Origin of the sequence: Candidatus Palauibacter sp. (assembly GCF_965213655.1) — a bacterium.
Lineage (GTDB): Bacteria > Gemmatimonadota > Gemmatimonadetes > Palauibacterales > Palauibacteraceae > Palauibacter.
The window spans coordinates 1,440,827-1,460,405 of sequence record NZ_CBDBZT010000003.1 but is presented as its reverse complement, the minus strand read 5'-3'; the positions used below and the strand labels follow the sequence as shown (position 1 = coordinate 1,460,405).

The 19,579-nt window shown below is 68.9% G+C and carries 12 protein-coding genes; 3 read left to right on the top strand and 9 right to left on the bottom strand.

What is annotated here, in order from left to right; genetic code table 11:
- The first annotated feature begins 65 nt into the window (after positions 1-65).
- Positions 66-1,124: a phosphotransferase gene (locus ACOOGH_RS08670; protein WP_420448536.1), complete on the top strand. Its 1,059-nt coding sequence runs from the start codon at positions 66-68 to the stop codon at positions 1,122-1,124.
- Between the two features lie 40 nt (positions 1,125-1,164).
- On the opposite strand, the gene ACOOGH_RS08665 is transcribed toward ACOOGH_RS08670, so the two are convergent.
- Complete coding sequence (locus ACOOGH_RS08665; RefSeq protein WP_420450095.1) at positions 1,165-2,361, bottom strand: acyl-CoA dehydrogenase family protein; 1,197 nt, start codon at positions 2,359-2,361, stop codon at positions 1,165-1,167.
- 211 nt (positions 2,362-2,572) lie between these two features.
- Here ACOOGH_RS08665 and ACOOGH_RS08660 point away from each other — a divergent pair, with 211 nt between their 5' ends.
- Complete coding sequence (locus ACOOGH_RS08660; protein WP_420448535.1) at positions 2,573-4,834, top strand: APC family permease; 2,262 nt, start codon at positions 2,573-2,575, stop codon at positions 4,832-4,834.
- Positions 4,831-7,188, top strand: coding sequence for an SLC13 family permease (locus ACOOGH_RS08655; protein ID WP_420448534.1), 2,358 nt, complete (start codon positions 4,831-4,833; stop codon positions 7,186-7,188). The genes ACOOGH_RS08660 and ACOOGH_RS08655 overlap by 4 nt, the downstream gene beginning before the upstream one ends.
- A gap of 94 nt (positions 7,189-7,282) precedes the next feature.
- Here the strand turns inward: ACOOGH_RS08655 and ACOOGH_RS08650 are convergent, their stop codons facing one another.
- The 8 genes from ACOOGH_RS08650 to ACOOGH_RS08615 all read right to left on the bottom strand — a co-directional run bounded on the left by ACOOGH_RS08650 (position 7,283) and on the right by ACOOGH_RS08615 (position 19,509).
- Complete coding sequence (locus ACOOGH_RS08650; protein ID WP_420448533.1) at positions 7,283-9,265, bottom strand: ABC-F family ATP-binding cassette domain-containing protein; 1,983 nt, start codon at positions 9,263-9,265, stop codon at positions 7,283-7,285.
- A gap of 28 nt (positions 9,266-9,293) precedes the next feature.
- The gene (locus ACOOGH_RS08645; RefSeq protein ID WP_420448532.1) at positions 9,294-11,084 is read right to left on the bottom strand and encodes an ankyrin repeat domain-containing protein; all 1,791 of its coding nucleotides are present in this window, start codon (positions 11,082-11,084) and stop codon (positions 9,294-9,296) included.
- Positions 11,081-12,490: a DUF1552 domain-containing protein gene (locus ACOOGH_RS08640; protein WP_420448531.1), complete on the bottom strand. Its 1,410-nt coding sequence runs from the start codon at positions 12,488-12,490 to the stop codon at positions 11,081-11,083. Before ACOOGH_RS08640 ends, ACOOGH_RS08645 begins: the two co-directional genes overlap by 4 nt.
- Entirely contained in the window at positions 12,491-14,992 is a 2,502-nt protein-coding gene (locus ACOOGH_RS08635; RefSeq protein ID WP_420448530.1) for a DUF1592 domain-containing protein, read from the bottom strand.
- 95 nt (positions 14,993-15,087) lie between these two features.
- On the bottom strand, positions 15,088-16,194 hold the full coding sequence (locus ACOOGH_RS08630) for a hypothetical protein (protein ID WP_420448529.1): 1,107 nt from the start codon (positions 16,192-16,194) through the stop codon (positions 15,088-15,090).
- Entirely contained in the window at positions 16,191-17,348 is a 1,158-nt protein-coding gene (locus ACOOGH_RS08625) for a phospholipase D-like domain-containing protein (protein WP_420448528.1), read from the bottom strand. The genes ACOOGH_RS08630 and ACOOGH_RS08625 overlap by 4 nt, the downstream gene beginning before the upstream one ends.
- Positions 17,345-18,433, bottom strand: a complete 1,089-nt coding sequence (locus tag ACOOGH_RS08620; RefSeq protein WP_420448527.1) for a lysylphosphatidylglycerol synthase transmembrane domain-containing protein — start codon at positions 18,431-18,433, stop codon at positions 17,345-17,347. Before ACOOGH_RS08620 ends, ACOOGH_RS08625 begins: the two co-directional genes overlap by 4 nt.
- Before the next feature lie 164 nt (positions 18,434-18,597).
- Positions 18,598-19,509, bottom strand: coding sequence for a creatininase family protein (locus tag ACOOGH_RS08615; RefSeq protein WP_420448526.1), 912 nt, complete (start codon positions 19,507-19,509; stop codon positions 18,598-18,600).
- Between the last annotated feature and the right edge of the window lie 70 nt (positions 19,510-19,579).

The window sequence follows — 19,579 nt, the reverse complement described above, 5'->3', positions numbered from 1 at the left end:
CCGCTCCCGCGGGAACGTCTACTATCCCTCCTTGACCACGGATCGCGCGCCATTGGAGACATCGGTTGGCCACGCTGGGACCCGTCACAACCACGCACATCCTCGACGAGCGGCGGCTCGCGGACTACCTGTGCGCTTGCGGACTGCCTGAGTTCGGAGGCGGCCTGACGGCGCTCCAGTACCAGGGCGGCCAGTCCAATCCCACGTATCGCCTCGAGGCGGGTGGCCGGTACTTCGTCCTGCGGAAGAAGCCGCCGGGTGACCTGCTCCCCTCGGCCCACCTCATCGAGCGCGAATACCGCGTCATGAACGCGCTCGCGGACACGGACGTCCCGGTACCCGAGATGATCCACCTGTGCGAGGACCCCGGCGTGATCGGGCAGGCGTTCTTCGTCATGGAGCACGTGGAGGGACGCGTGCCCTCGGCGCCGGGGCTGCCCGAGATCGACTCGCCTGACGAACGGGCGGCGATCTACGACGCGATGAACGAGGCGCTGGCGCGGCTGCACGCCGTCGACTGGGCCGACCTCGGCCTCGGGAACTATGGAAAACCGTCGGACTACGTCGCGAGGCAGACCTCGGTTTGGACAAGACAGTACGAGGCGGCCCGGACCGACCCGATCCCGGCCATGGAGGCGCTCGTGGAGTGGCTCCCCGCGAACATCCCCGCCAGCGACGCCTCGGAGCGGGAGACGACGATCGCGCACGGCGACTATCGGCTCGACAACATGATCCTGCATCCGACGGAACCGAGGGTCGTGGCCATCGTCGATTGGGAACTGTCGACGCTCGGGCATCCGCTCGCCGACCTTGCCTACAACTGCATGACGTATCACCTGCCCGAAGGCCCCCTGTGGAAGGGGTTGGGGGACATCGACTGCGAGGCGTTGGGGATTCCGTCGGAGGAGGACTACGTCGCCGCCTACTGCCGGCGGACGGGACGCGACGGGGTTCCGGACTGGGAGTTCTTCATGGCGTTCGGCCTGTTCCGGCTCGCCTCGATCTGTCAGGGGGTGTACGCGCGCGCCCTCCAGGGCAACGCGAGTTCGCGGAACGCGCTGGAGGTCGGCGCAAAGGCGTCGATCCTGGCTGAAGCCGGATGGAGCTTCGCCCGCGGTGCCTGAGAGCACCCCGGGCGCCGCCTGGGGCTCGCCGCGATCTTCCCTACGACCCCCGCAGTTCGAGTTTGGCGAGGGCCTCGAGGTGGACCTCGTCCGGGCCGTCGGCCAGCCGCAGCGTGCGCGAGTGTGCGTAGGCGGCCGCTAGCCACGTGTCGGGGCTCACGCCGAGGGCGCCGTGGACCTGGATCGCCTGGTCGAGGACGCGGCAGGCCATGCGGGGCGCGACGACCTTGATCATCGCGATCTCTCGCCGGGCCGCCTTGTTGCCGACGGTGTCCATCATGTGGGCGGCGTGCAGGGTGAGGAGCCGGGCCTGATCCACGGCGATGCGGCACTCGGCGAGCGCATGGCGGAGTGCGCCCTTTTCGGCGAGGGGGCCGGAGAAGGCGACGCGGGTCCTCGCCCGCTCGGCCATGTCCTCGATCGCGCGCTCGGCGACCCCGACGAGGCGCATGCAGTGGTGGATGCGGCCGGGACCGAGGCGGCCCTGCGCGATCTCGAACCCGCGGCCCGGGCCGAGGAGGATGTTGTCGGCAGGCACGCGCACGTCGGTGAAGCGCACCTCGCCGTGGCCGACGGGGGCGCTGTCGTAGCCGAACACGCCGAGCGGCCGCACGATCTCGATGCCGGCGGCGTCGCGCGGCACGAGCACCATCGACTGCTGCCGGTGGCGTGCCGCGTCGGGGTCCGTCTTGCCCATGAAGATGAAGAGGCGGCACTCCGCCCGGGGGGCCTGCGTCGCCCACCACTTGTGGCCGTTGATGACCCACTCGTCTCCGTCCCGCACGATGGAAGAGCGGATGTTCGTCGCGTCCGACGACGCCACGTCCGGCTCCGTCATCGCAAAGGAGGAACGGATCTCCCCGGCCAGCAGCGGCTCCAGCCACTCCTTCCGCTGTGCCCGCGTTCCGTAGCGGGCCAGCGTCTCCATGTTGCCGGTGTCGGGCGCGTTGCAGTTGAAGACTTCGGGCGCCCATTCCACGCGTCCCATGATCTCGCAGATGAGCGCGTACTCGAGGTTCGACAGGCCCGCGCCGCGGCGCCTGCCCGGATCGTCGCCCGGTGCGCCTGCCGGATCGTCGTCCGCTACCGCGTCGGGAGGGAGGAAGAGGTTCCACAGTCCCTCGTCGCGCGCCCGCCCCTTCAGCGTCTCGAGAATCGGAGGCGTGGAGAACCGGTTCTCCGCCGCGTCGATCTCCCGATGGAAGGTCGCCTCGTTGGGGTGGACGTGTGTCTCCATGAACTCGCGCACGCGCGCCCGGAGTTCAAGAGACCGTTTGGAGAAGAGGGATGGGGCGTTCACTCGCGCTCCGGCGGGGTATCGGGGTGACATTGTCGGGGTGCGCCCCAAGATTAGCGGGCCCTCCGGCGGAGACAACGGGCACCGCCAGCAGCACCGCTACCGGCGCGACGGCCGGCAAGGCGGCCGGCACCTCTTTGGGGACTCGGGGATGAGCGAACGGCATCTGGGACTCTACGGCGCGACGGCGCTCGGAGTCGGCGCGATCGTGGGGGGCGGGATCCTCGCGCTCGCCGGCGTCGCCTTCGCCACGGCTGGTCCCGCCGCGATCCTCGCCTTCGCTCTCAACGGCGGGATCGCCTTCCTCACGGCGATGAGCTTCGCCCGCCTCGCGCGGCGCTTCCCGGAATCCGGCGGCATCTACACCTACGCGAAGAAGGTGCTCTCGATCGAGGTCGCCTTCGTGGTGGGATGGGTGGTGTGGTTCGCCTCCATCGTGGCCGGCGTCCTCTACGCACTGGGCTTCGCCGCCTTCCTCGTCGAAGGCCTGGTACGGCTGGCGCCCACGCTGGGCGCCTCATGGGACTGGGTTGGATACGGCCGGACGCAGGTCGGCTTTGCGATCGGCGCCGTGGCCGTCTACTCGCTCATCCTCGTGCAGCGCACCACGGGAGGCGGCAACGCGGCCACGGTCGGTAAAGTCGTCGTCTTCGCGGTGCTCATCGCCGGGGGGTTCATCGCGTGGATCGTCGGCGAACCCGGCGAGGCGCTGCAGCGGCTCAGCCCATTCGCACCCGAGGGCTCGCTCGGCCTGCTGCAGGCCATGGGCTACACTTTCATCGCCCTGCAGGGATTCGACCTCATCGCGGCGGTGGGCGGAGAAGTTCGGGACTCCCGCCACACGGTGCCTCGTGCGATGTATCTGTCGCTCGGGATCGCACTTGTCGTCTACATCCCCCTCCTCGTCATCGTCGCGACGGTCGGCGCGCCGCCCGAGGGGATCCAGGCCGCGGCGCAGGCCCACCCCGAGGGGCTCGTAGCCGAGGCCGCCGAGCGCTTCATGGGGCCGGCGGGTTACTGGTTCGTCATCGGCGCCGGACTCTTGTCGATGCTCTCCGCGCTGCAGGCAAACCTGTTCGGGGCCTCGCGCGTTGCGTTCTCGATGGCGCGCGACCGGACGCTTCCGCACCACATCGGGGAGATGCGGGGGCGAACGGGGACGCCCGCCATCGCCGTCGTTGCGACGGGCGGGATGATGACGCTGATCGCGGTTGCGGTGGGGAATGTCGCCTCCGCGGGCGCTGCATCGAGTCTGATCTTCCTCATCTCGTTCGCGATGGTCCATTGGGCCGCGATACTCGCGCGCATGCGGTCCGGCCACGCGCGTCCGGCGACGCTTCCCGCCGTCGGGGCGGCCCTCTGCCTGGGGCTGGCGATCTTCCAGGCCATCGCCGTACCCGAGGCGGGACGGGTGGTGGCGCTGTGGCTCGGCCTCGGCGTGGCGCTCTACCTGATTCTGCTCGCGCCCGGAGCCCGTCTTGCCGACGCGAGCGCCCAGGCGCGTGACCCCGACCTGGCCCGTCTGCGCGGCCGCAGCCCGCTCGTGCTCGTACCCATCGGAAACCCCGCCAGCGCCGCGAGCCTGGTCGATGTGGCCACGACTGTACGCGCCCCGAGCGTCGGCCGGATCCTGCTGCTGTCGGTGATCCCGAGAGAGGGTCGTCCCGCGCTCTCCGGCGACGCGGTGTTGCAGGACGCCAAGGACATCCTCGGCGAGTCGGTGGGGCGCGGCCTCGAGGACTCGATCCTGCCGGAGACGCTGTTCACGATCGCGTCGGACGTGTGGGGGGAGATCGCGCGCGTGGCGAACAGCCAGCCGTGTGAAACGGTGCTCGTGGGGCTGCCGCGACTCACGGAACCGGGGGTCGAGTCACAGCTCGAGGGTCTCATCTCCAGGATCGACGCGGACGTGGTCATCGTGCGGGCGCCGCCTCGCTGGCGGATCGAGGAAGCGAGGCGCATTCTCGTCCCGGTGAAGGGACGGCGCGACCACAGCGAACTTCGCGCGCGGTTGCTCGGGAGTCTGTCGCGCTCCTCCGAACGGTGGGTCACGTTCATGCGCACGCTCCCGTCCGACGCGTCTCCCGACCAGCGACGAAGAGTCGAGCGCACCGTGCGGCAACTCGCGAGGGATGAGGCGGCGGGTCCGCATGACGTCGCTTTCGAACACACGGACGACCATGTGGAGCCGGTCGCCCGCCTGGGACAGGAGAGCGATCTCGTGGTGATGGGGATGGAACGCCGCGGCCGGGGCGAACCGGCGATCGGCGCCTACGCCCTGGAGATCGCCCGGAGGACGGACATGCCGCTCATCCTCCTCGGCCGGCGGCGTCATGCCGGGACGCTCACCGCGCGAGGGCTGGCGCAGGCGGTGTCGACGATTCAGCGGCCGGGGCAGAGGTCGGGACAGTGACGGCCGACGTCGTCATCGTCCTCGCCATCGTCGCGGTGGCGGTCGTCCTCTTCGTCACGGAATGGGTCCGCTACGACGGCGTGGCGCTCATGGTGCTCCTCTCCCTGGCGATCTCCGGTGTCATCCCGATGGCGCGCGCCATCGACGGATTCGCCAACCCCGCCGTGGTCACGATCGCGGCCGTGCTCGTGCTGAGCGGCGGACTCTACAAGACCGGAGTCGCGAACCTGGTCGGCGCCCAGGTGCTGCGGCTGGCGGGCGATTCTCCGGTGCGGGTCACTGCGCTGCTGATGCTCACGTCGGGGATCATGTCGGGCGTGATGAACAACACGGCGGCGGTCGCGCTCCTCATCCCCGTCGTGATCGAGATCTCCCGCCGCCTCGGCATGCGTCCCTCGCGGCTGTTGATCCCCCTCTCCTTCGCCGCGCTCCTCGGCGGCATGACGACGCTCATCGGTACGGGACCGAACATCCTCCTCTCGACGATCCTCGAGCGCATGGGGCAGGGGGGCTTCGGCTTTTTCTCCTTCACGCCCGTCGGTGCGACCGCGCTCGCCATGGGGGTCCTGTACGTAGTTGTTGCGGGGAGATACTTCCTGCCGGACCGATCCACCGGGGACGACGAGGGGGGCGACGAGATCGACCTCAGCGGCCGCTACCGGCTTGCCGAGTCGCTGATCGCGCTCCGGATTCCGGCCGACTCCGCGCTCGATGGCTGCTCGCTCGTCGAGGCCCGTCTGGGACAGGCGCTGGGGTACGACCTGCTGGCCGTACGCCGCAAGGGGAGCCTCGTGCGGGCTCCCGAACGTGACTTCGTCCTTCGAAGCGAAGATGTGCTCATCGTCGAGGGACGGATCGAGGCGCTCGAGCGCCTGCATGAGTGGGGTCACCTCGCCAGACACCGCGAATCGGATGATGCCCTGGGACGTCTGGTGAAGGACTCGACCGTCCTGGCCGAAGTCGAGATCGCCGAGAAATCGGACCTCGTCGACAGCACGGTTCGGAGCATCGATTTCCGCAACCGCTTCCAGGCCCATGTCCTTGCCATCCGGCGTCGCGGCCAGGTTCTGAGCGGCTCGTTCCAGAAGGTGAAGCTCGATGCGGGGGACGCGCTCCTCCTGCTCGGCCGGGAGGACCAGCTCCAGCAACTCCGCTACGCGACCGAGTTCGCCTCGATCGGGTGGACGGACATCGGCTCGGCCACGGAGGAATACGAGCTGTACAGATGGTTGATGCGGCTCGATATCCCGGAGGGGTCATGGCTAGACGGAAAGACGCTCGCCGCGTCCAGCCTCAGGCGCGCCTTCGATCTCACGGTGCTGGAGGTCGAGCGCGAGGCGGGCGACATCGCCCTGCCGAGCGCATCGGAGAGGTTGCGGGCCGGTGACTGCCTCATCGTTGAAGGGGCCCCGGCCTCCTTCGCCGTCCTGGAGGCGCTCCAGGCGCTCGTTCCGGCGGAGGAACGACCCTCGGTGGGCGAACTGGAGTCGGAGGATGTCGGGTTCGCCGAGGTCACGCTGGCCCCGAGTTCCGACCTGGTGGGGAAGACGCTGCGAGACGTCCTGTTCCGGGAGTCCTACGGCCTGAACCTGATCTCCATCTTCCGGGGGGGACGGGCCTTCCACTCGAACATCCGCATCGCGCGCACGGGGCTGGAGTTCGGGGACGCGCTGCTGGTCTACGGCCCGAGGAAGAAGATTGCCCTCCTTGCGCGCGACCCGCGCTTCCTCGTCCTTCACGGACAACTGCATGAGGTCTTCCGCGTCGACAGGGCGTGGATCGCCAGCGCGATCATGGTGGGCTTCATCCTCGCGGCCTCCCTCAACTTGCTCCCCGTCTACATCGCGGCGCTTCTCGGCGCGCTCCTGATGGTGTTCACGGGGTGCGTGAAGGGGAACGAGGTCTACACGTTCGTCGAATGGCGAGTCGTCATGCTTCTCGGAGGGATGCTGGCGCTGGGTCTCGCGATGGAGGACTCCGGCACGGCGGAACTCATTGCGCGCGAAGTCGTGGGGCGGGCGGCGGAGATGGGACCGCGGGTCCTCATCGCGAGCATCTTCCTCATCTGTGCGCTCGCGGCGCAGTTCGTCCCCACCTCGGCGGTCGCCGTGCTTGTCGCGCCGATCGCGCTCAGCGCGGCCTCCGAGTTGGATCTCTCGGCGCGGGCGCTCCTTATGGTGGTGGCCGTGGGCTCGTCGTGCGCCTTCCTGAGCCCCTTCGGCCACCCTGTGAACCTGCTCGTGATGGGTGTGGGCGGCTACAAGGTCGTCGACTACACGAAGGTGGGCGCGCCGCTCTTCCTGCTCATGATGCTCATGGTCGTCTTCTTCCTTCCCGTCGTGTGGCCGCTGTAGCCGCTGTTCTCCAGGCAGTTGAGAGACCGTTGACGCGGCGGGGGAGCTTGGTGCCCAAACAACCGAACCAAGACGAGGTTGGAATGGTGGGCGCCTAGTTGCGGCGTGCGAGTTCCGTCTCGACCTCTTCCCAGGCTCTCATCAGTTCGTCGAGTTCCCCTTGGCGGGCGGCGCGCTCGGTCTCGAGTGTGCGGATCTCCTCGGGGGCTGTGACGGCATAGAAGGTGGGGTCGGCGAAGACCGCATCTATTTCGGCGAGACGGCTTTCGGCAGCCTCGATGCCGGCCGTGATCCGGTCGCGCTTCTTGCGCAGCGAGCCGCCCCGGTAGCGGTTCCGGTTTCCCCGCGCGGTTCCCGCGCCATCGCCGCGTCGTGGATTTCCCGGAACGGGGAGGTCACTGGCGCCGGGAGTTACAGCCGTGGAGGCGCGGGCGGCGCGCTTCTCCTTCCGCGCCCGGAGGACGACGGTGTCCACATCGAGGTGATCGTCGCCGCAGTAGTGGACGTACTCCTCGTAGCTGCCCTTGAAGTCGCGGATCCCTTCTTCGGAGATCTCGACGATGCGGGTGGCGAGCCGGGAGACGAACCAGCGGTCGTGCGAGACGATGATGAGCGTGCCGTCGTAGCCGCGTAGCGCTTCGACCAGCGACTCGATCGATTCGAGGTCGAGGTGGTTCGTGGGCTCGTCGAGGACGAGGACGTTGGGCCGCTCGATCGCCATCCGGCAGAAAGCGAGACGCGCGGCCTCGCCCCCGGAGAGATTGCCGACCCGCTTCTTGGCGTCGTCGCCCGTGAAGAGCACCCGCCCCATCTCGCCGCGCACGAAACCGAGGGTCCGGCCTGGGCAGAACCCCGCGATCCAGTCCTCGGCCGTCTGACCCGGCGACTCGAAGCGTGCCTCCTGGTCCTGCGCGAAGTAGCTCGGATGCGTCTCGTAGCCCCACGTGACGCCGCCGGCGTCGGGGTCGAGTTCGCCCATCACGATCTTGAGCAGGGTCGACTTGCCGATTCCGTTGGGGCCCATGATCGCCATGCGGTCGCCGCGTTCGAGCGTGAGATCGACGCCGTGGAGGACTTCGTTGTCGCCGAACGCCTTCTTCACGCCCTCGACGCCGAGGACGGTGCGTCCGCTCGGACGGCGGGACTCGAAGCGGAAGTTCGGGTAGCGCCGGGAGGAGACCGGGAGCGGCTGTAGTCCCTCGGCCCTCTTCTCGATCAGGCGCAGCTTGCTCTGGGCCTGCCGGGCCTTGCTCGCCTTGGCCCGGAAGCGGTCGACGAACTGTCGGTGGTGGGCGATCTCGCGCTCCCGCTTGGCGAGTTCCTTCTCGCGTCTCTCCTGGTCCTCCTTCTTTCGGGCCAGATAGTCGTCATAGTTGCCCTTGTAGGCCGTGACGGTTTCATAGTCGATATCGAGAATGTGCGTAGCGATATTGTCGAGAAAACGGTGGTCGTGGGAGATGACGACAATCGCTCCCTCGTACTCGCGCAGAAACTTCTCGAGCCACCGGATGGAGAGGATGTCGAGGTGGTTCGTCGGCTCGTCCAGGAGGAGGGCATCGGGTGTACCCGCGAGCGCCTGTGCGAGCAGCACCCGAAGCTTGAACCCGCCGGAAAGCGTGGAGAGTGGGCGGCGGTGAATGTCGCTCGGGAAGCCGAGGCCCTCGAGGATCTCGCCCGCGCGGGCCTCCGCGGTGTAGCCGTCGTGGCGCTGGAAGATCTCCTCGAGTTCGGAAAACCGGTCGGCGTCGAACTCTCCGTCCTCCGCCTCGATCAGCGCCTCCCGCTCGACCATGGCGCGCCACAGGTCGGGGTTCCCCATGAGCGTGGTGCCGAGGATCTCCTCATCGTCGTGGAGGAAGTGGTCCTGGCGAAGGACGCCGACCTGGAGCCGTCTCGGTATGGTGACGGATCCCTCCGTGGCGTCCTCGGTGCCCCCGAGGATGTTCAGGAGCGTCGTCTTGCCGGATCCGTTCGCCCCCACAAGGCCGTAGCACTCGCCGGGGTTGAGAAGGAAGGTGGCGTCGCGGAAGAGGACCTGGCCGCCGAACGCCTTCCCGAGGCCCGAAACGCTGATCATGTGAACGGCTTTGAGGCGCGGAGCCGCGTCAGCAGGAGACGCAGTTGTGGTTGTTCTTCGAGCCGAGGCTCTCGAGCAGGGCCACGGCCTCCGGGAAGGGCTGCGTGCGCTGGTAGGGGCCGTTCGCCATGTCCGCGGTCGTCTGGCCGACGCGGCTGACAGCGGTCACGTCCGCTCCGTGCTCGACGAGGAAGCGGATGACCTCCACGTCGCCGCGCGAAGCCGCGTTGTGGAGGGGGGTGTAGCCCTCTTCGTCGCGCTGGTTGACGTCCGCGCCGAGTTCTTCGACGAGGTACCGAACCGCGGGCAGCCAGCCGTCCGGGACGTAGCGGTGGGCGTTGCTGGGGAAGCCCTGGCCGTAGCCGATGCCGGTCGCGGCGTGGATCGGGTAGTCGGCGGGGCCGCCCACGGGCACGGGGGGGACGCCGGAGAGATCGCGCTTCTCGCCGTCCCACGCCGGGAGCCGGCGGGGCGGCACCTTGATCGTGGCGAGGTGGGGGTCGGCGCCGTACTCGACGAGCAGCTTCATCGCCTCGACATCCAGCGAGTACGCGGCACGCCAGAAGGGGGTCGCGCCCTTCAGGTCGATCTGCAGGAGGTCGAAGTTGTACGACACCCACCACAGGTGTTTCTCGAGACGCGCGTCGGGATCCACGCCCGCGTCGAGCAGGCGGCGCATGACGTCGAGATAGCTGTGCCGCTGCTGTCCGTAGGCGTGCTGCTGCGGGTAGCGCGATTTCGGCGCCCAGTGGGCGTTGAGGGCGGCGAAGAGGGGCGTTGCGCCGGCGGCGGAGGCGAGTGCGGGGTCGGCCCCGGCCTCGAACAGTTCCAGCGCCAGGTCGAAGTGGCCGTTGATCATCGCGATGAGCATGGGGCTCGTACGGTCGCCGCCGCTCATCTGATTGACGTCCGCGCCAGCCTCGATGAGCGCGCGCACGGTGCCGGCGTGCCCCTCGCGGGCAGCGTGAAGCAGGGCCGTCAGACCACCGTGGCCACCGATGAGGTCGCCGTAGCCGAGCGGCTCGGGCTCCTCGATCGGGCGCTCGTAGTCCTCCTCATCTTCCGCCGCGGGGCGGGCGCTCGCGGCATCGGGCCCGGCGACGAGCGGCTTGTCGGACGGGGCGGGGCGGGGCGGCACCGACGGCTCGGGCTCTCCGCGCATTCGCGCGCTGCGGGCGCGGCGGTCGGCCTGCGACCACTCGGCGAGGGCCGTGATGTCGGTCACCCAGGTGGCCAGGGCCGGGTTCGCGCCGCCGTCGAGCAGCACCCGCACGGCGGTCTCCCGTCCGCGGGCGGCCGCATACATGAGCGGCGTCTGGCCCCAGCGCGCCTCGCGCGCGTCGGCGTCCCCGCCGCGCTCGAGGAGCAGGCGGACGGCCTCCGCGTCGCCGGCGCCGGCGGCGAGGTGCAGGGGGGTCGTGCCGCCCACGTCTTCGGTGGTGGCCGTCTGTTCCGCGCCCCCGGCGAGCAGGACGCGCACGACCTGCGCGCTGCCGACTTCGCTCGCGAGGTGGAGCGCTGTGTAGGCTCCGATGCGGGTGACGGCGCCGACGTCCGCGCCCGCCTCGAGGAGCAGGCTAGCCAGGTCGGCGTTCGCGGACCGTGCGGCCCAGTGGAGCGCCGTCATCCCGTCGCCCTGCGGCGCGTTCACGTCGGCCCCATCGGACAGAAGCGCCCGCACGGCCGCGAGGTCGCCCGTCATCGCCGCGTCCGCGACAGGCGAATCCGGCGCGTGCCCGGCCGTGAAGAGCAGTGCCAGGGCGGCTACGGCGGTGAGCCGCACGGTCCCGCGCTCCAGCCGCACGGCTCCGCGCCTCACGAGCCGGCCGCGCTCGTGCCGGGAGCGGAGAGCGGCAGGGCTCCCGTGCTGTCCCCGAACTGTTCGATGTCCTCCAGACCGAGCGTGTGCATAAGCGAGAGCAGCGCGTTGGCCATCGGGGTCCCCGGCGCGGCCCGGACGTGGAGTCCGCCGTCCAGTTTTCCGTTCGCCCCTCCGGCTACGAACAGTGGGCAGCGCTTGTGGTTGTGCACGTTCGGGTCGCCCATCGGCGAGCCGTAGATGACCATCGTCTTCTCGAGCAGGTCCGTCTCCCCATCCATCGTGTTCTGCAACCGTTCGAGAAGGTACGGGACCATCGAGACGTGGAAGCGGTTGATCTGCGCGAAGTCGTCGATGTTCTCCTCGTCGGCTCCATGGTGGGAAGCGGGGTGGAACGGCTTGTCGACGCCGCTCTCGGGGAAGACCCTCGCTGACGAATCGCGCCCCAGCTTGAAGGAGAACACGCGCGTCATGTCGGACTCGAACGCGAGCGCCTGGAGGTCGAACATCAGATGCACGTGCTCGACGAACGAATCGGGCACGCCGGCCGGCGCCTCGGGAAGCGACCGCTCCTCGCCGCTCCGGTTCTGCGTTTCGACGCGCTCGATGCGCCGCTCGATCTCCCGCACGTTGTCGAGGTAGCGGTCGAGCCGGCGGACATCGACGGGCCCCAGCTCCCGGCGGAGTTCCCCGATGCGGCCCGAGATGAAGTCGAGGATGCTCCGGTTCGCGCGGCGGCGGGCAGCGCGTTCCTCGGCACTCCCTCCGGCGCCGAACAGCTGGTCGAAGGCCACCCGCGGGTCGCGGATCATGGGGAGCGGTTCCGTGGGCGATTTCCAGCTGATCGTGTCCGTGTAGACGCAGGCGTAGCCGTACGCGCACCCGCCGGACTGGTCCACATTCTCGATGCAGAGCTGCATGGAGGGGATCGGCGTGTCCTGCCCGAAGCGCCCGGCGTAGAGCTGATCCATGGAGGTCCCGGCCAGGATGTCCGAGCCCTCGGTCTGTCGCGGGTGGGACTGGGTCAGGAAGGTCGCGCTCGAGCGGAAGTGGTCGCCCCCGATCTCCTTGGGGATCCTCGCCTCCGCCGCCTCGATGTCGGTGTCGCTGATGATCGTGAGCTGATCCCGGAACGGCTCGAGGGAAGCGAGCGCGCCCGTGCTCAAGTCGAAGTCACGGCCCGTCTGGAGCGGAGACCAGTAACCGCGCGACGCCCCGTACGCCGTGGAGCCGGCGGCGCCGTGCACCATCTCGATGGCGATGAGCCGGGTCGGATCCGCGGGACGGATTGAGCCCCACAGCCGTCCGGCGGGAACCATGGCGTCCAGCATCGGAAGCGCCACCGTGGCCCCGACCCCCTGAAGGAAGGTGCGGCGTGGAATGTGTTTTCCCGTGATGATGTCCATCTACATCCCCCGGTTGATCCCGTCATGGCTTCTCTGGCTACTTCCCTGGCTACTTCCCTCGGTACGGCTTCCGGCCTCGTCCTCCTGCTCGACGATGGCGCCGCCCCGGCTCATGAGGAAGGCCGGGCTCTCCGTCACGCCGAGGATGAAGGCGGACATGCGGTAGTCCTCCGCCTCCGCGCGGCGCGTGACCCTGCGCACGGTCGGCATGTCGAAGTACTCGACCCGGCGTCCGAGTGCGTAGGCCATAAGGCTCTCGGTGAACGCCCTCGCCAGCGACTCGCGGCGGGAGAGGAGGGCGGTCCGCAGGTCGGCTAGCCCGGACAGCGGCGTCCCGTCGTACAGGTCGCCGCTTGGATCGACCGACCGCCCCTGGTCGTTGATTCGGTACGCACCGGTCACGTCGAAGTTCTCGAGCGCCAACCCGAGCGGGTCGATGACACGGTGGCACGACCGGCAGGCCGGGCTCGCGCGGTGCATCTCGAGCCGCTCCCGCACGGTGAGGAAGCGGCCCTCCTCCGCCTCCTCCGTCGCCTCCAGATCCGGCACGTCCGGCGGCGGCGGGGGCGGCGGCGTCCCGAACAGGACCTCCATGATCCACTTGCCGCGCAGCACCGGCGACGTCCGGTTCGCGTGCGAGGTCGAGGTGAGGATGCTCCCGTGCGTCAACACGCCGCGGCGGGTGTCGTCGGGATAATCGACCTTCCGGAAGTGGGTCCCGGCCACATCGGGAATGCCGTAGTGCCTCGCGAGCCGCTCGTTGACGAAGGTGTAGTCGGCCGTCAGCAACTCGAAGAAGCTCCGGTCCTCTCGCACGAGGTGCTCGAACAGCAACTCCGTTTCGCGCCGCATGTCGCGGGCGAGTTGCTCGTAGAAGTCAGGGAAGCGGAGCGCGTCCGGGTGCACGTTGTCGAGGTCCTGGAGCCGCAGCCACTGCGCGGCGAATCGCGTTGCCAGCCCCTCGGCGTTCGGGTGGTCGAGCATGCGGCGGACCTGGGTCTCCACGCCGGCCGCGTCGTCGAGTCCGCCGGTCCGCGCCGCCTCGATGAGCGCCTCGTCCGGAGGCATCCCCCACAGGAAGAAAGCGAGCCGCGAGGCGAGGTCGAGCGGTGCGATGCGGTACGGCCCCTCGGTCCCGGCCCCGGCGGGCGGCTCCTCGAAGCGGAAGATGAAGTCCGGGCTCGCGAGGATGCCCTGGAGCGCCGTCCGGACCCCGACCTCGAAACCGTCCTCCTCGGCCCCGGCCTCGTACAGGCCGAGGAGGGGGTCGATGTCCGCCTCGTCCACCGGCCGCCGGTAGGCCTGCGCCGCGAGCCGCGCCACGATCTCCCTCGCGCAGCGGCGCTCCGCCTCCGTATCCCCGGCTTCGGGCCGGCACGTCAGCACGCGCGCCCGGGTTGGCGTCTCCGACACGCCGGACACGCCGAACGGACCCCGGACCGTGAGGTCGCGGAGGTGGGCGACGACCGTGATCCCGTGCGAGTAGCCGATCTTCTTGTCGGCGAGGCTCCACTCGTGCGGAGACACGAGGTCTTCGATCGGTCCGTCGAAGCGCTTGATGAAGGCGGCCGCCACCCGGTGCGGACCCGCCGTCACATGGATCGGATCAGTCTCGACCTGAACACCGTTGGGATCCTGCCGGTGCATCCAGCGGTCGATGTCGATGAGCGCCCGGCGCTCCCCGTCCACGGAGAGTTCGACCTGCTCATCGAAGGGTGTCGTCTGCCCGAAGAAATTCCCGGTCGACTCGTGCTGGAAGGCGAGCCGGAACACGTAGTCGCCGTCCGCGGTGAAGTTGTGGACGACGGCGATCCCGCCCCGCGTGCCGATCGGGGTGCCCGGCACGTGCTGCCGCTGCTCGGCGTAGCGGGACACCTCGTACTCGGTCTCGCTCGGTGTGACGGTCAGATCCCCGAGCGCGAGCCGGCTGATCTCGCTCGCCGCCGTCAGGTATCCCTCGAGCAGGGTGGCGGAGAGGTTCTGCACGTCCGCGATGTTGTCGAAGCCCGCGCTGATCGTCTCGTTCGGCAGGTAGGCGGAGGCGTCGATATCGAGGCCGAGAAGCGCCCGGATCGAGCGCTCGTACTCGGCCCGGTTCAGGCGCTGGAAGGAGCGGGCGCCGGGGTCCGGGCGATCGGCGGCCACGGCGTCGACCCGCGCCTCGAGCGTCATGGCGAGTTCGAGCAGATCTTCGGGCGGCGGGCGCCGGATCCCCGGCGGCGGCATCATGCCGGCCCGCAACTTCCGGATCATCTTCTCCGCCGTCTCCGCCTCGAGGTGCGCCGACTCTACGTCGAATCGTTCGAGAGACATATTGCCGAGCAGACGCCGGTCGTTATGACAGTTCGTACAGACCTGGCTCACGATCGCCTGCGGGATCGTGTCCGGGGCGAGCCCGTAGGCCTGCGCAGGGGGAGGGGTGGAGAAGGACGAACCGCCGGGAAGCGCGGAAATCAGCCCCCAAAGCGCGATGCAGGGCAGCGCAATCGCGAGTCTCTTCATGGAATCGCTCGTCCCCCGACATGGAAGTGCGACGTCACCCTCGACTTCAACCCCTCAATATAGGGACGCCGACCCGATTTCGCCCTACGCGGACCCTAGGCGGACCCTCCGCGCCCCGCGGCTCCGCGCCGGTGCAGCTTGTACATTCCGATGGTCAGCAGCGGGAGGACGAAGATGAACAGGAAGACCCAGCTCAGAGCGCCGAATCCGGTGGCGATGAGATCGATGATTCCGAACCGGGAAAGGGCGGAGGCGAGAATCAGGAGAATGACGGCGACCGCGGGCCGTACGGCGTCCGGCATCCGGGCCCGCCGAGCCGAGAACACGCCTTCGATCCGTTCGTTGAAAGCGTGGATCAAACCCGTCCCCGACTCGATGAGGGTGCCGAAGAGGACGACCTGAAACGTGATCTGGAACCAGCGCGATCCGAGTAGCTCGAGCAGGTGGTTGGCGGGCACGGGCCGCTGCAGGATGTCGGGGTACTGGCCGGCCATCGCCACGAGGAAGAGGACACCCGGGATCATCGCGATCGGACCCGTCAACGCGCCGGCCCACAGCGCTTCGCGCCGCTTCCGGATGTGTCGGGTCGCGAAGAGCATCGCTGGCACGAGCGAAAGCTGCAGGACCCCGTACCGGAACCCCGAAAGCGCCCAGCCCTCGCGTACATCACCCGACGCGAGCGCCGTCCCGATGCCATCGCCGAAGCGGGCGATCGACCAGGCGAAAAAAACGAGGTAGACGCCGTACAGGAGGAAGGACCAGCTGGAGAAGAAGCGCTCGATGGTTCCCGTCCCCTTGAAGACGAGGAAGCCGATGGCGGCGAGGAGTCCGATCACCCCCGCCGCGTACGGAAGGCCGAACGTTTCCAGGAGAAAGGTCCCCGCCGCGGATCCGATCACGGCCAGAATGAGGAGGACGGCGCACAGGAAGCCGATCTCGTATACGAACCAGGCGCGGCCGAGCAGTCGCTGGAAGAAGCTCCGGTAGTCGTACGTCTGGAAGACGCGCACGAACTCGAAGGAGGCCATCGAAGTCAGACTCACCATGATGGCCGCGGGAAGGAGCATCCCCAGCAGTCCGCCCAGCGGTCCGAAGCGGAGAAAGAACTCCACGAGTTCGCGCCCCGTTCCGTACCCGCCCGCGATGATGATGGACTGGAACACGAACCCCGGAAGCAGATACCGCCGAAACCAAGAAGTCATCGGCCAGCCTGTCCCGGCCGCGGGAGTTCGATTCCGTCGCGCCATGTGGCGAGCGGGATGGGGCTCGGCCGGCGCTCGCGTATCGAGGATGACAGCAACTCCAGCACACGCATCGAGATGCCGCCCAGGCGCTCGCGCCAGCGCTGGCGGCGCTCCTCCGCCGGCTCCCGGCAGCGCGCAAGGTCGGGTTCGAGGATGCGTTTTCCGATCTCGCGAACGAGACCGGGCGCGCTCGTGATGAGGACGACCTCCGGCTGCATGCGAAAGCTCACGTAGTCGAAGTTCGCCGACCCGAGGACGACCGAGTCATCGATCAGCATGACCTTGGCGTGCGTCATGGGCCCCGGCAGCATGAGAACCTCGAAGCCTTCGCGCCGCGCCGCGTCGAGCGTGCCCCATTTCATCACGGCCCGGTTGTGTGCCTGCGGCATCATCACCGTGACGTGCACGCCGCGGCGGTGCGCTCGGCCGAGGGCGCTCCAGAAGGGCTCGCTGACATACGGGCACTGGACGATGATCCGGCGCGTGGCCCGGTCTAGCGCGCGGGAGACTGCGTCGCGCAGCCCGGGGTTGCCCCGGCCTTCGCCGACCACGATTTCATCGCCGTCGATCTCGGCCGCGGCCGCCTGGTCGTTTCCCCGCCATGTGTGCTCGAAGTCCTCGCGCAGGAACGTGGCGATCCCCGGGCTCTCGATGCGGACCATGAAGTCGTGCCAGGCGAAGTTGTGCTCGCTGAAGTTGATCCCGCCCAGGTAGGCGATCCGGTCGTCGATCGCGATGAGCTTCTTGTGGTTGCGAGCGATGAGCCGGTGAAAGCGCCGGCCCACTGGCCAGGCGAACCGCACGGGCACTCCCCCCCGCTCCAGCCGGTCGCACATCTCGCCGGTGGCCGCGACCTCGCGCTGGAGTGCCGCGTCGCGCCGCGCTGACGGCAGGCCGATGAAGCGGTCGTTGATCAGGTACTTCGTCACGGCGTCCACGACGATGCGCTTCCGGGGCGCTTCGCAGGCCAGCAGGGCCTCGGCCAGACCCAGCCCGGCCTCGTCGCCCTCGAACGAGAGCGTCTGGACGTAGACGTAGTCGCGTGCTCCGCGGATGTCGCGCTCGAGGTGCTCCCAGAACTCGGCGCCCCCGACGCAGAGTCGCCCGTTCACGCCGCCGCGCCCCCCGCGCCGGCACTCGCGTCGGCCCGGACGTCGCCGACGTGTCGCCGCGCCTCGCCGAACAGCACGAACGCCCCCAGGATCGTTCCGAAGAACGTGGTGAGCAGCCGCCAGCCCACGACCCACAATACCGTCACCTCGGCGAGGAGCACCCGGTTCATCAGTAGCCCCGTCGAGGCCTCGGCCACACCGGAGGCGCCCGGCGTCGGCGAGAAGTAGAGGAGGATGTGCTGCAGAAGCTGGAGTCCGATGAAGGAGAGATCTACCTGCCTCTGGAGCGCCGCCGCGAGGACGTAGCCCATGAAGTACTTGTTGAGGTAGAGGACGGCGGTCGCGACGCACACCCAGACGAGCGTCACTTTGCCGTGCGACGCGACCGCCCGGACCCCTGCGGCCAGACGTTCGATCTCACGGCTCAGCAGGCGCCGGCCCGCCGCGGCCCAGCGCCGGACTCGCGTCCCCCGCCTTGATACCGCGTTCAGGAGGCGTCGGAGCAGCCGGACGGTTTGCCGCTGGGCCGCGACGGCCGAGATCAGCAGGCCGGCCAGCAGCGCGATGACTGCCACCGCGACGGCGAGCGCGAGCAGCACACCCCGGGACAACGCACCGGCCGGCAGGAACCCCAGAGCGGCGAGGCCGCCGAGCGCGAAGAAGAGCAGCGTGGCGACGAACGTCAGCAGCGAACAGAGAATCGCCTCGGACAACCGTGCCCCGCGCCGGCACAGCACGTAGAGCTGCGCGGCGCCGCCGCCCGTCTGCGCCGGGGTGATGGCTCCCAGCAGCATGTTCGCCCAGTTCGCCCGCATGCAGTGCCACAGCGAGACGCGCGAGAAGATGTGGCCATCGAGGAGCAGTCGATACCGCACGCCGCCCAGCGTGAAGTCGAGCGCGAGCAGGGCGAGCAGGGCGAGAGCGAAGGCCGGCGTGATGCGGGAGAGGATGCCGCCGAGTTCCGAGGGAGGACGCCACTGGATCAGCGCCACGAGCCCCAACACCGTGAGACCGCCGAACGCGAGGGCGCCGATGATCAGCTTGCCACGCGCGGGGATGGGGGAACTCGGTTGGGGAGTCGCCACTCGTCCTTCTTTCCTGGGGCCCTTTCCCGGGGCCGGAGTGCTCGCGCGCACAACCTATCGGCGGGAGCGCGGAAGGGCCTACTACGCCTCGCGGGGGATGGTGAAGACCCAGGGGGGCCCGCGCGGATCGTGAGCCGCGCGGGCCAGCGAGGGGGAAGCTCGCGCTACATGCCGGCGCCGGCGATCGACTCGCGGATCTTCTTCACGGTGAGCGCGGTCCGATAGGCCTGGAGCTTGAGACCGATCTCGATCGTCTTCTCCTTCGGGGCGATCGGGACGCCGTTGATCCTCGCGAGCCCCGCCTTCACGCGCTGATCGTAGCGGACGACGGTGGGGTCGACGGTCATCATCAGACTCGTGATGCCGAAGCTGTCGTGGATGCCGTCGTTCTCCGTCTCCGTTATCCCCAGCTCGGACTCGAGGAAGTCCCCGCCGCCGTACCGGTAGTACTCGGGGATGTGATGAGCGTGGGCGTCGTCCCAGCGCTCGTTGAGGCGCGCCGCGACATTCGCCATCCCCTGCACGTTCCCGCCGCTGTCGCCGATGAAGACGATGTGCTCGAAGCCGTGGGCCCGGAGGCTGGAAGCGACGTCGTCCAGCACCGCCTCGAACGTCTCCTGGCGGAGCGAAATCGTGCCGGGGTAGCGCATGTGCCCGGAGGGTTCGTCGATGTCCCCCTCGGGGACGAGCTTCATGATCGGCGCGCAGAGCGCATTGCCCAGTTCGCGGGCGATGGCCTCGCACGTCCCCTGCAGCACGTAGTTGTGCTTGCCGGTCGCCACATACGGCCCGTTCTGCTCGATCCCGCCGGTGGAGACGATCGCGATGTCGTAGCCGGCCGCCATCATGTCGCGGACTTCCATCCACGTGAGTTCCTCGATCCAGATCGAGTCGAACATCTCGATCGGGCGCTCCGAGACGAGTTCGGCATCGATGCGGGCCTCGTACTCGGCCATGACCCGGGCGCGCTCCTCCGGCGTCATCTCACGGTTCTGGCCCATGGCCCCCGCCGGGACGGCGAGGGGGATCGCCACCAGGGCGAGAAGGGCGGTCAAGGTCGAACGGGCGTGCATCATCGTCCTCCTCCTGTTTCCTCGTGCAACCGCGTGGTATTTCACGTCATATTTCGGATGACATTGCGGTGCG

Excerpts from the sequence above, each read along its gene's own strand:
- ACOOGH_RS08665 (WP_420450095.1), bottom strand. The coding sequence starts at position 2,361 with ATGGAGACACACGTCCACCCCAACGAGGCGACCTTCCATCGGGAGATC.
- ACOOGH_RS08660 (WP_420448535.1), top strand. The coding sequence starts at position 2,573 with ATGAGCGAACGGCATCTGGGACTCTACGGCGCGACGGCGCTCGGAGTC.
- ACOOGH_RS08650 (WP_420448533.1), bottom strand. The coding sequence starts at position 9,265 with ATGATCAGCGTTTCGGGCCTCGGGAAGGCGTTCGGCGGCCAGGTCCTC.
- ACOOGH_RS08640 (WP_420448531.1), bottom strand. The coding sequence starts at position 12,490 with ATGGACATCATCACGGGAAAACACATTCCACGCCGCACCTTCCTTCAG.
- ACOOGH_RS08635 (WP_420448530.1), bottom strand. The coding sequence starts at position 14,992 with ATGAAGAGACTCGCGATTGCGCTGCCCTGCATCGCGCTTTGGGGGCTG.
- ACOOGH_RS08630 (WP_420448529.1), bottom strand. The coding sequence starts at position 16,194 with ATGACTTCTTGGTTTCGGCGGTATCTGCTTCCGGGGTTCGTGTTCCAG.
- ACOOGH_RS08615 (WP_420448526.1), bottom strand. The coding sequence starts at position 19,509 with ATGATGCACGCCCGTTCGACCTTGACCGCCCTTCTCGCCCTGGTGGCG.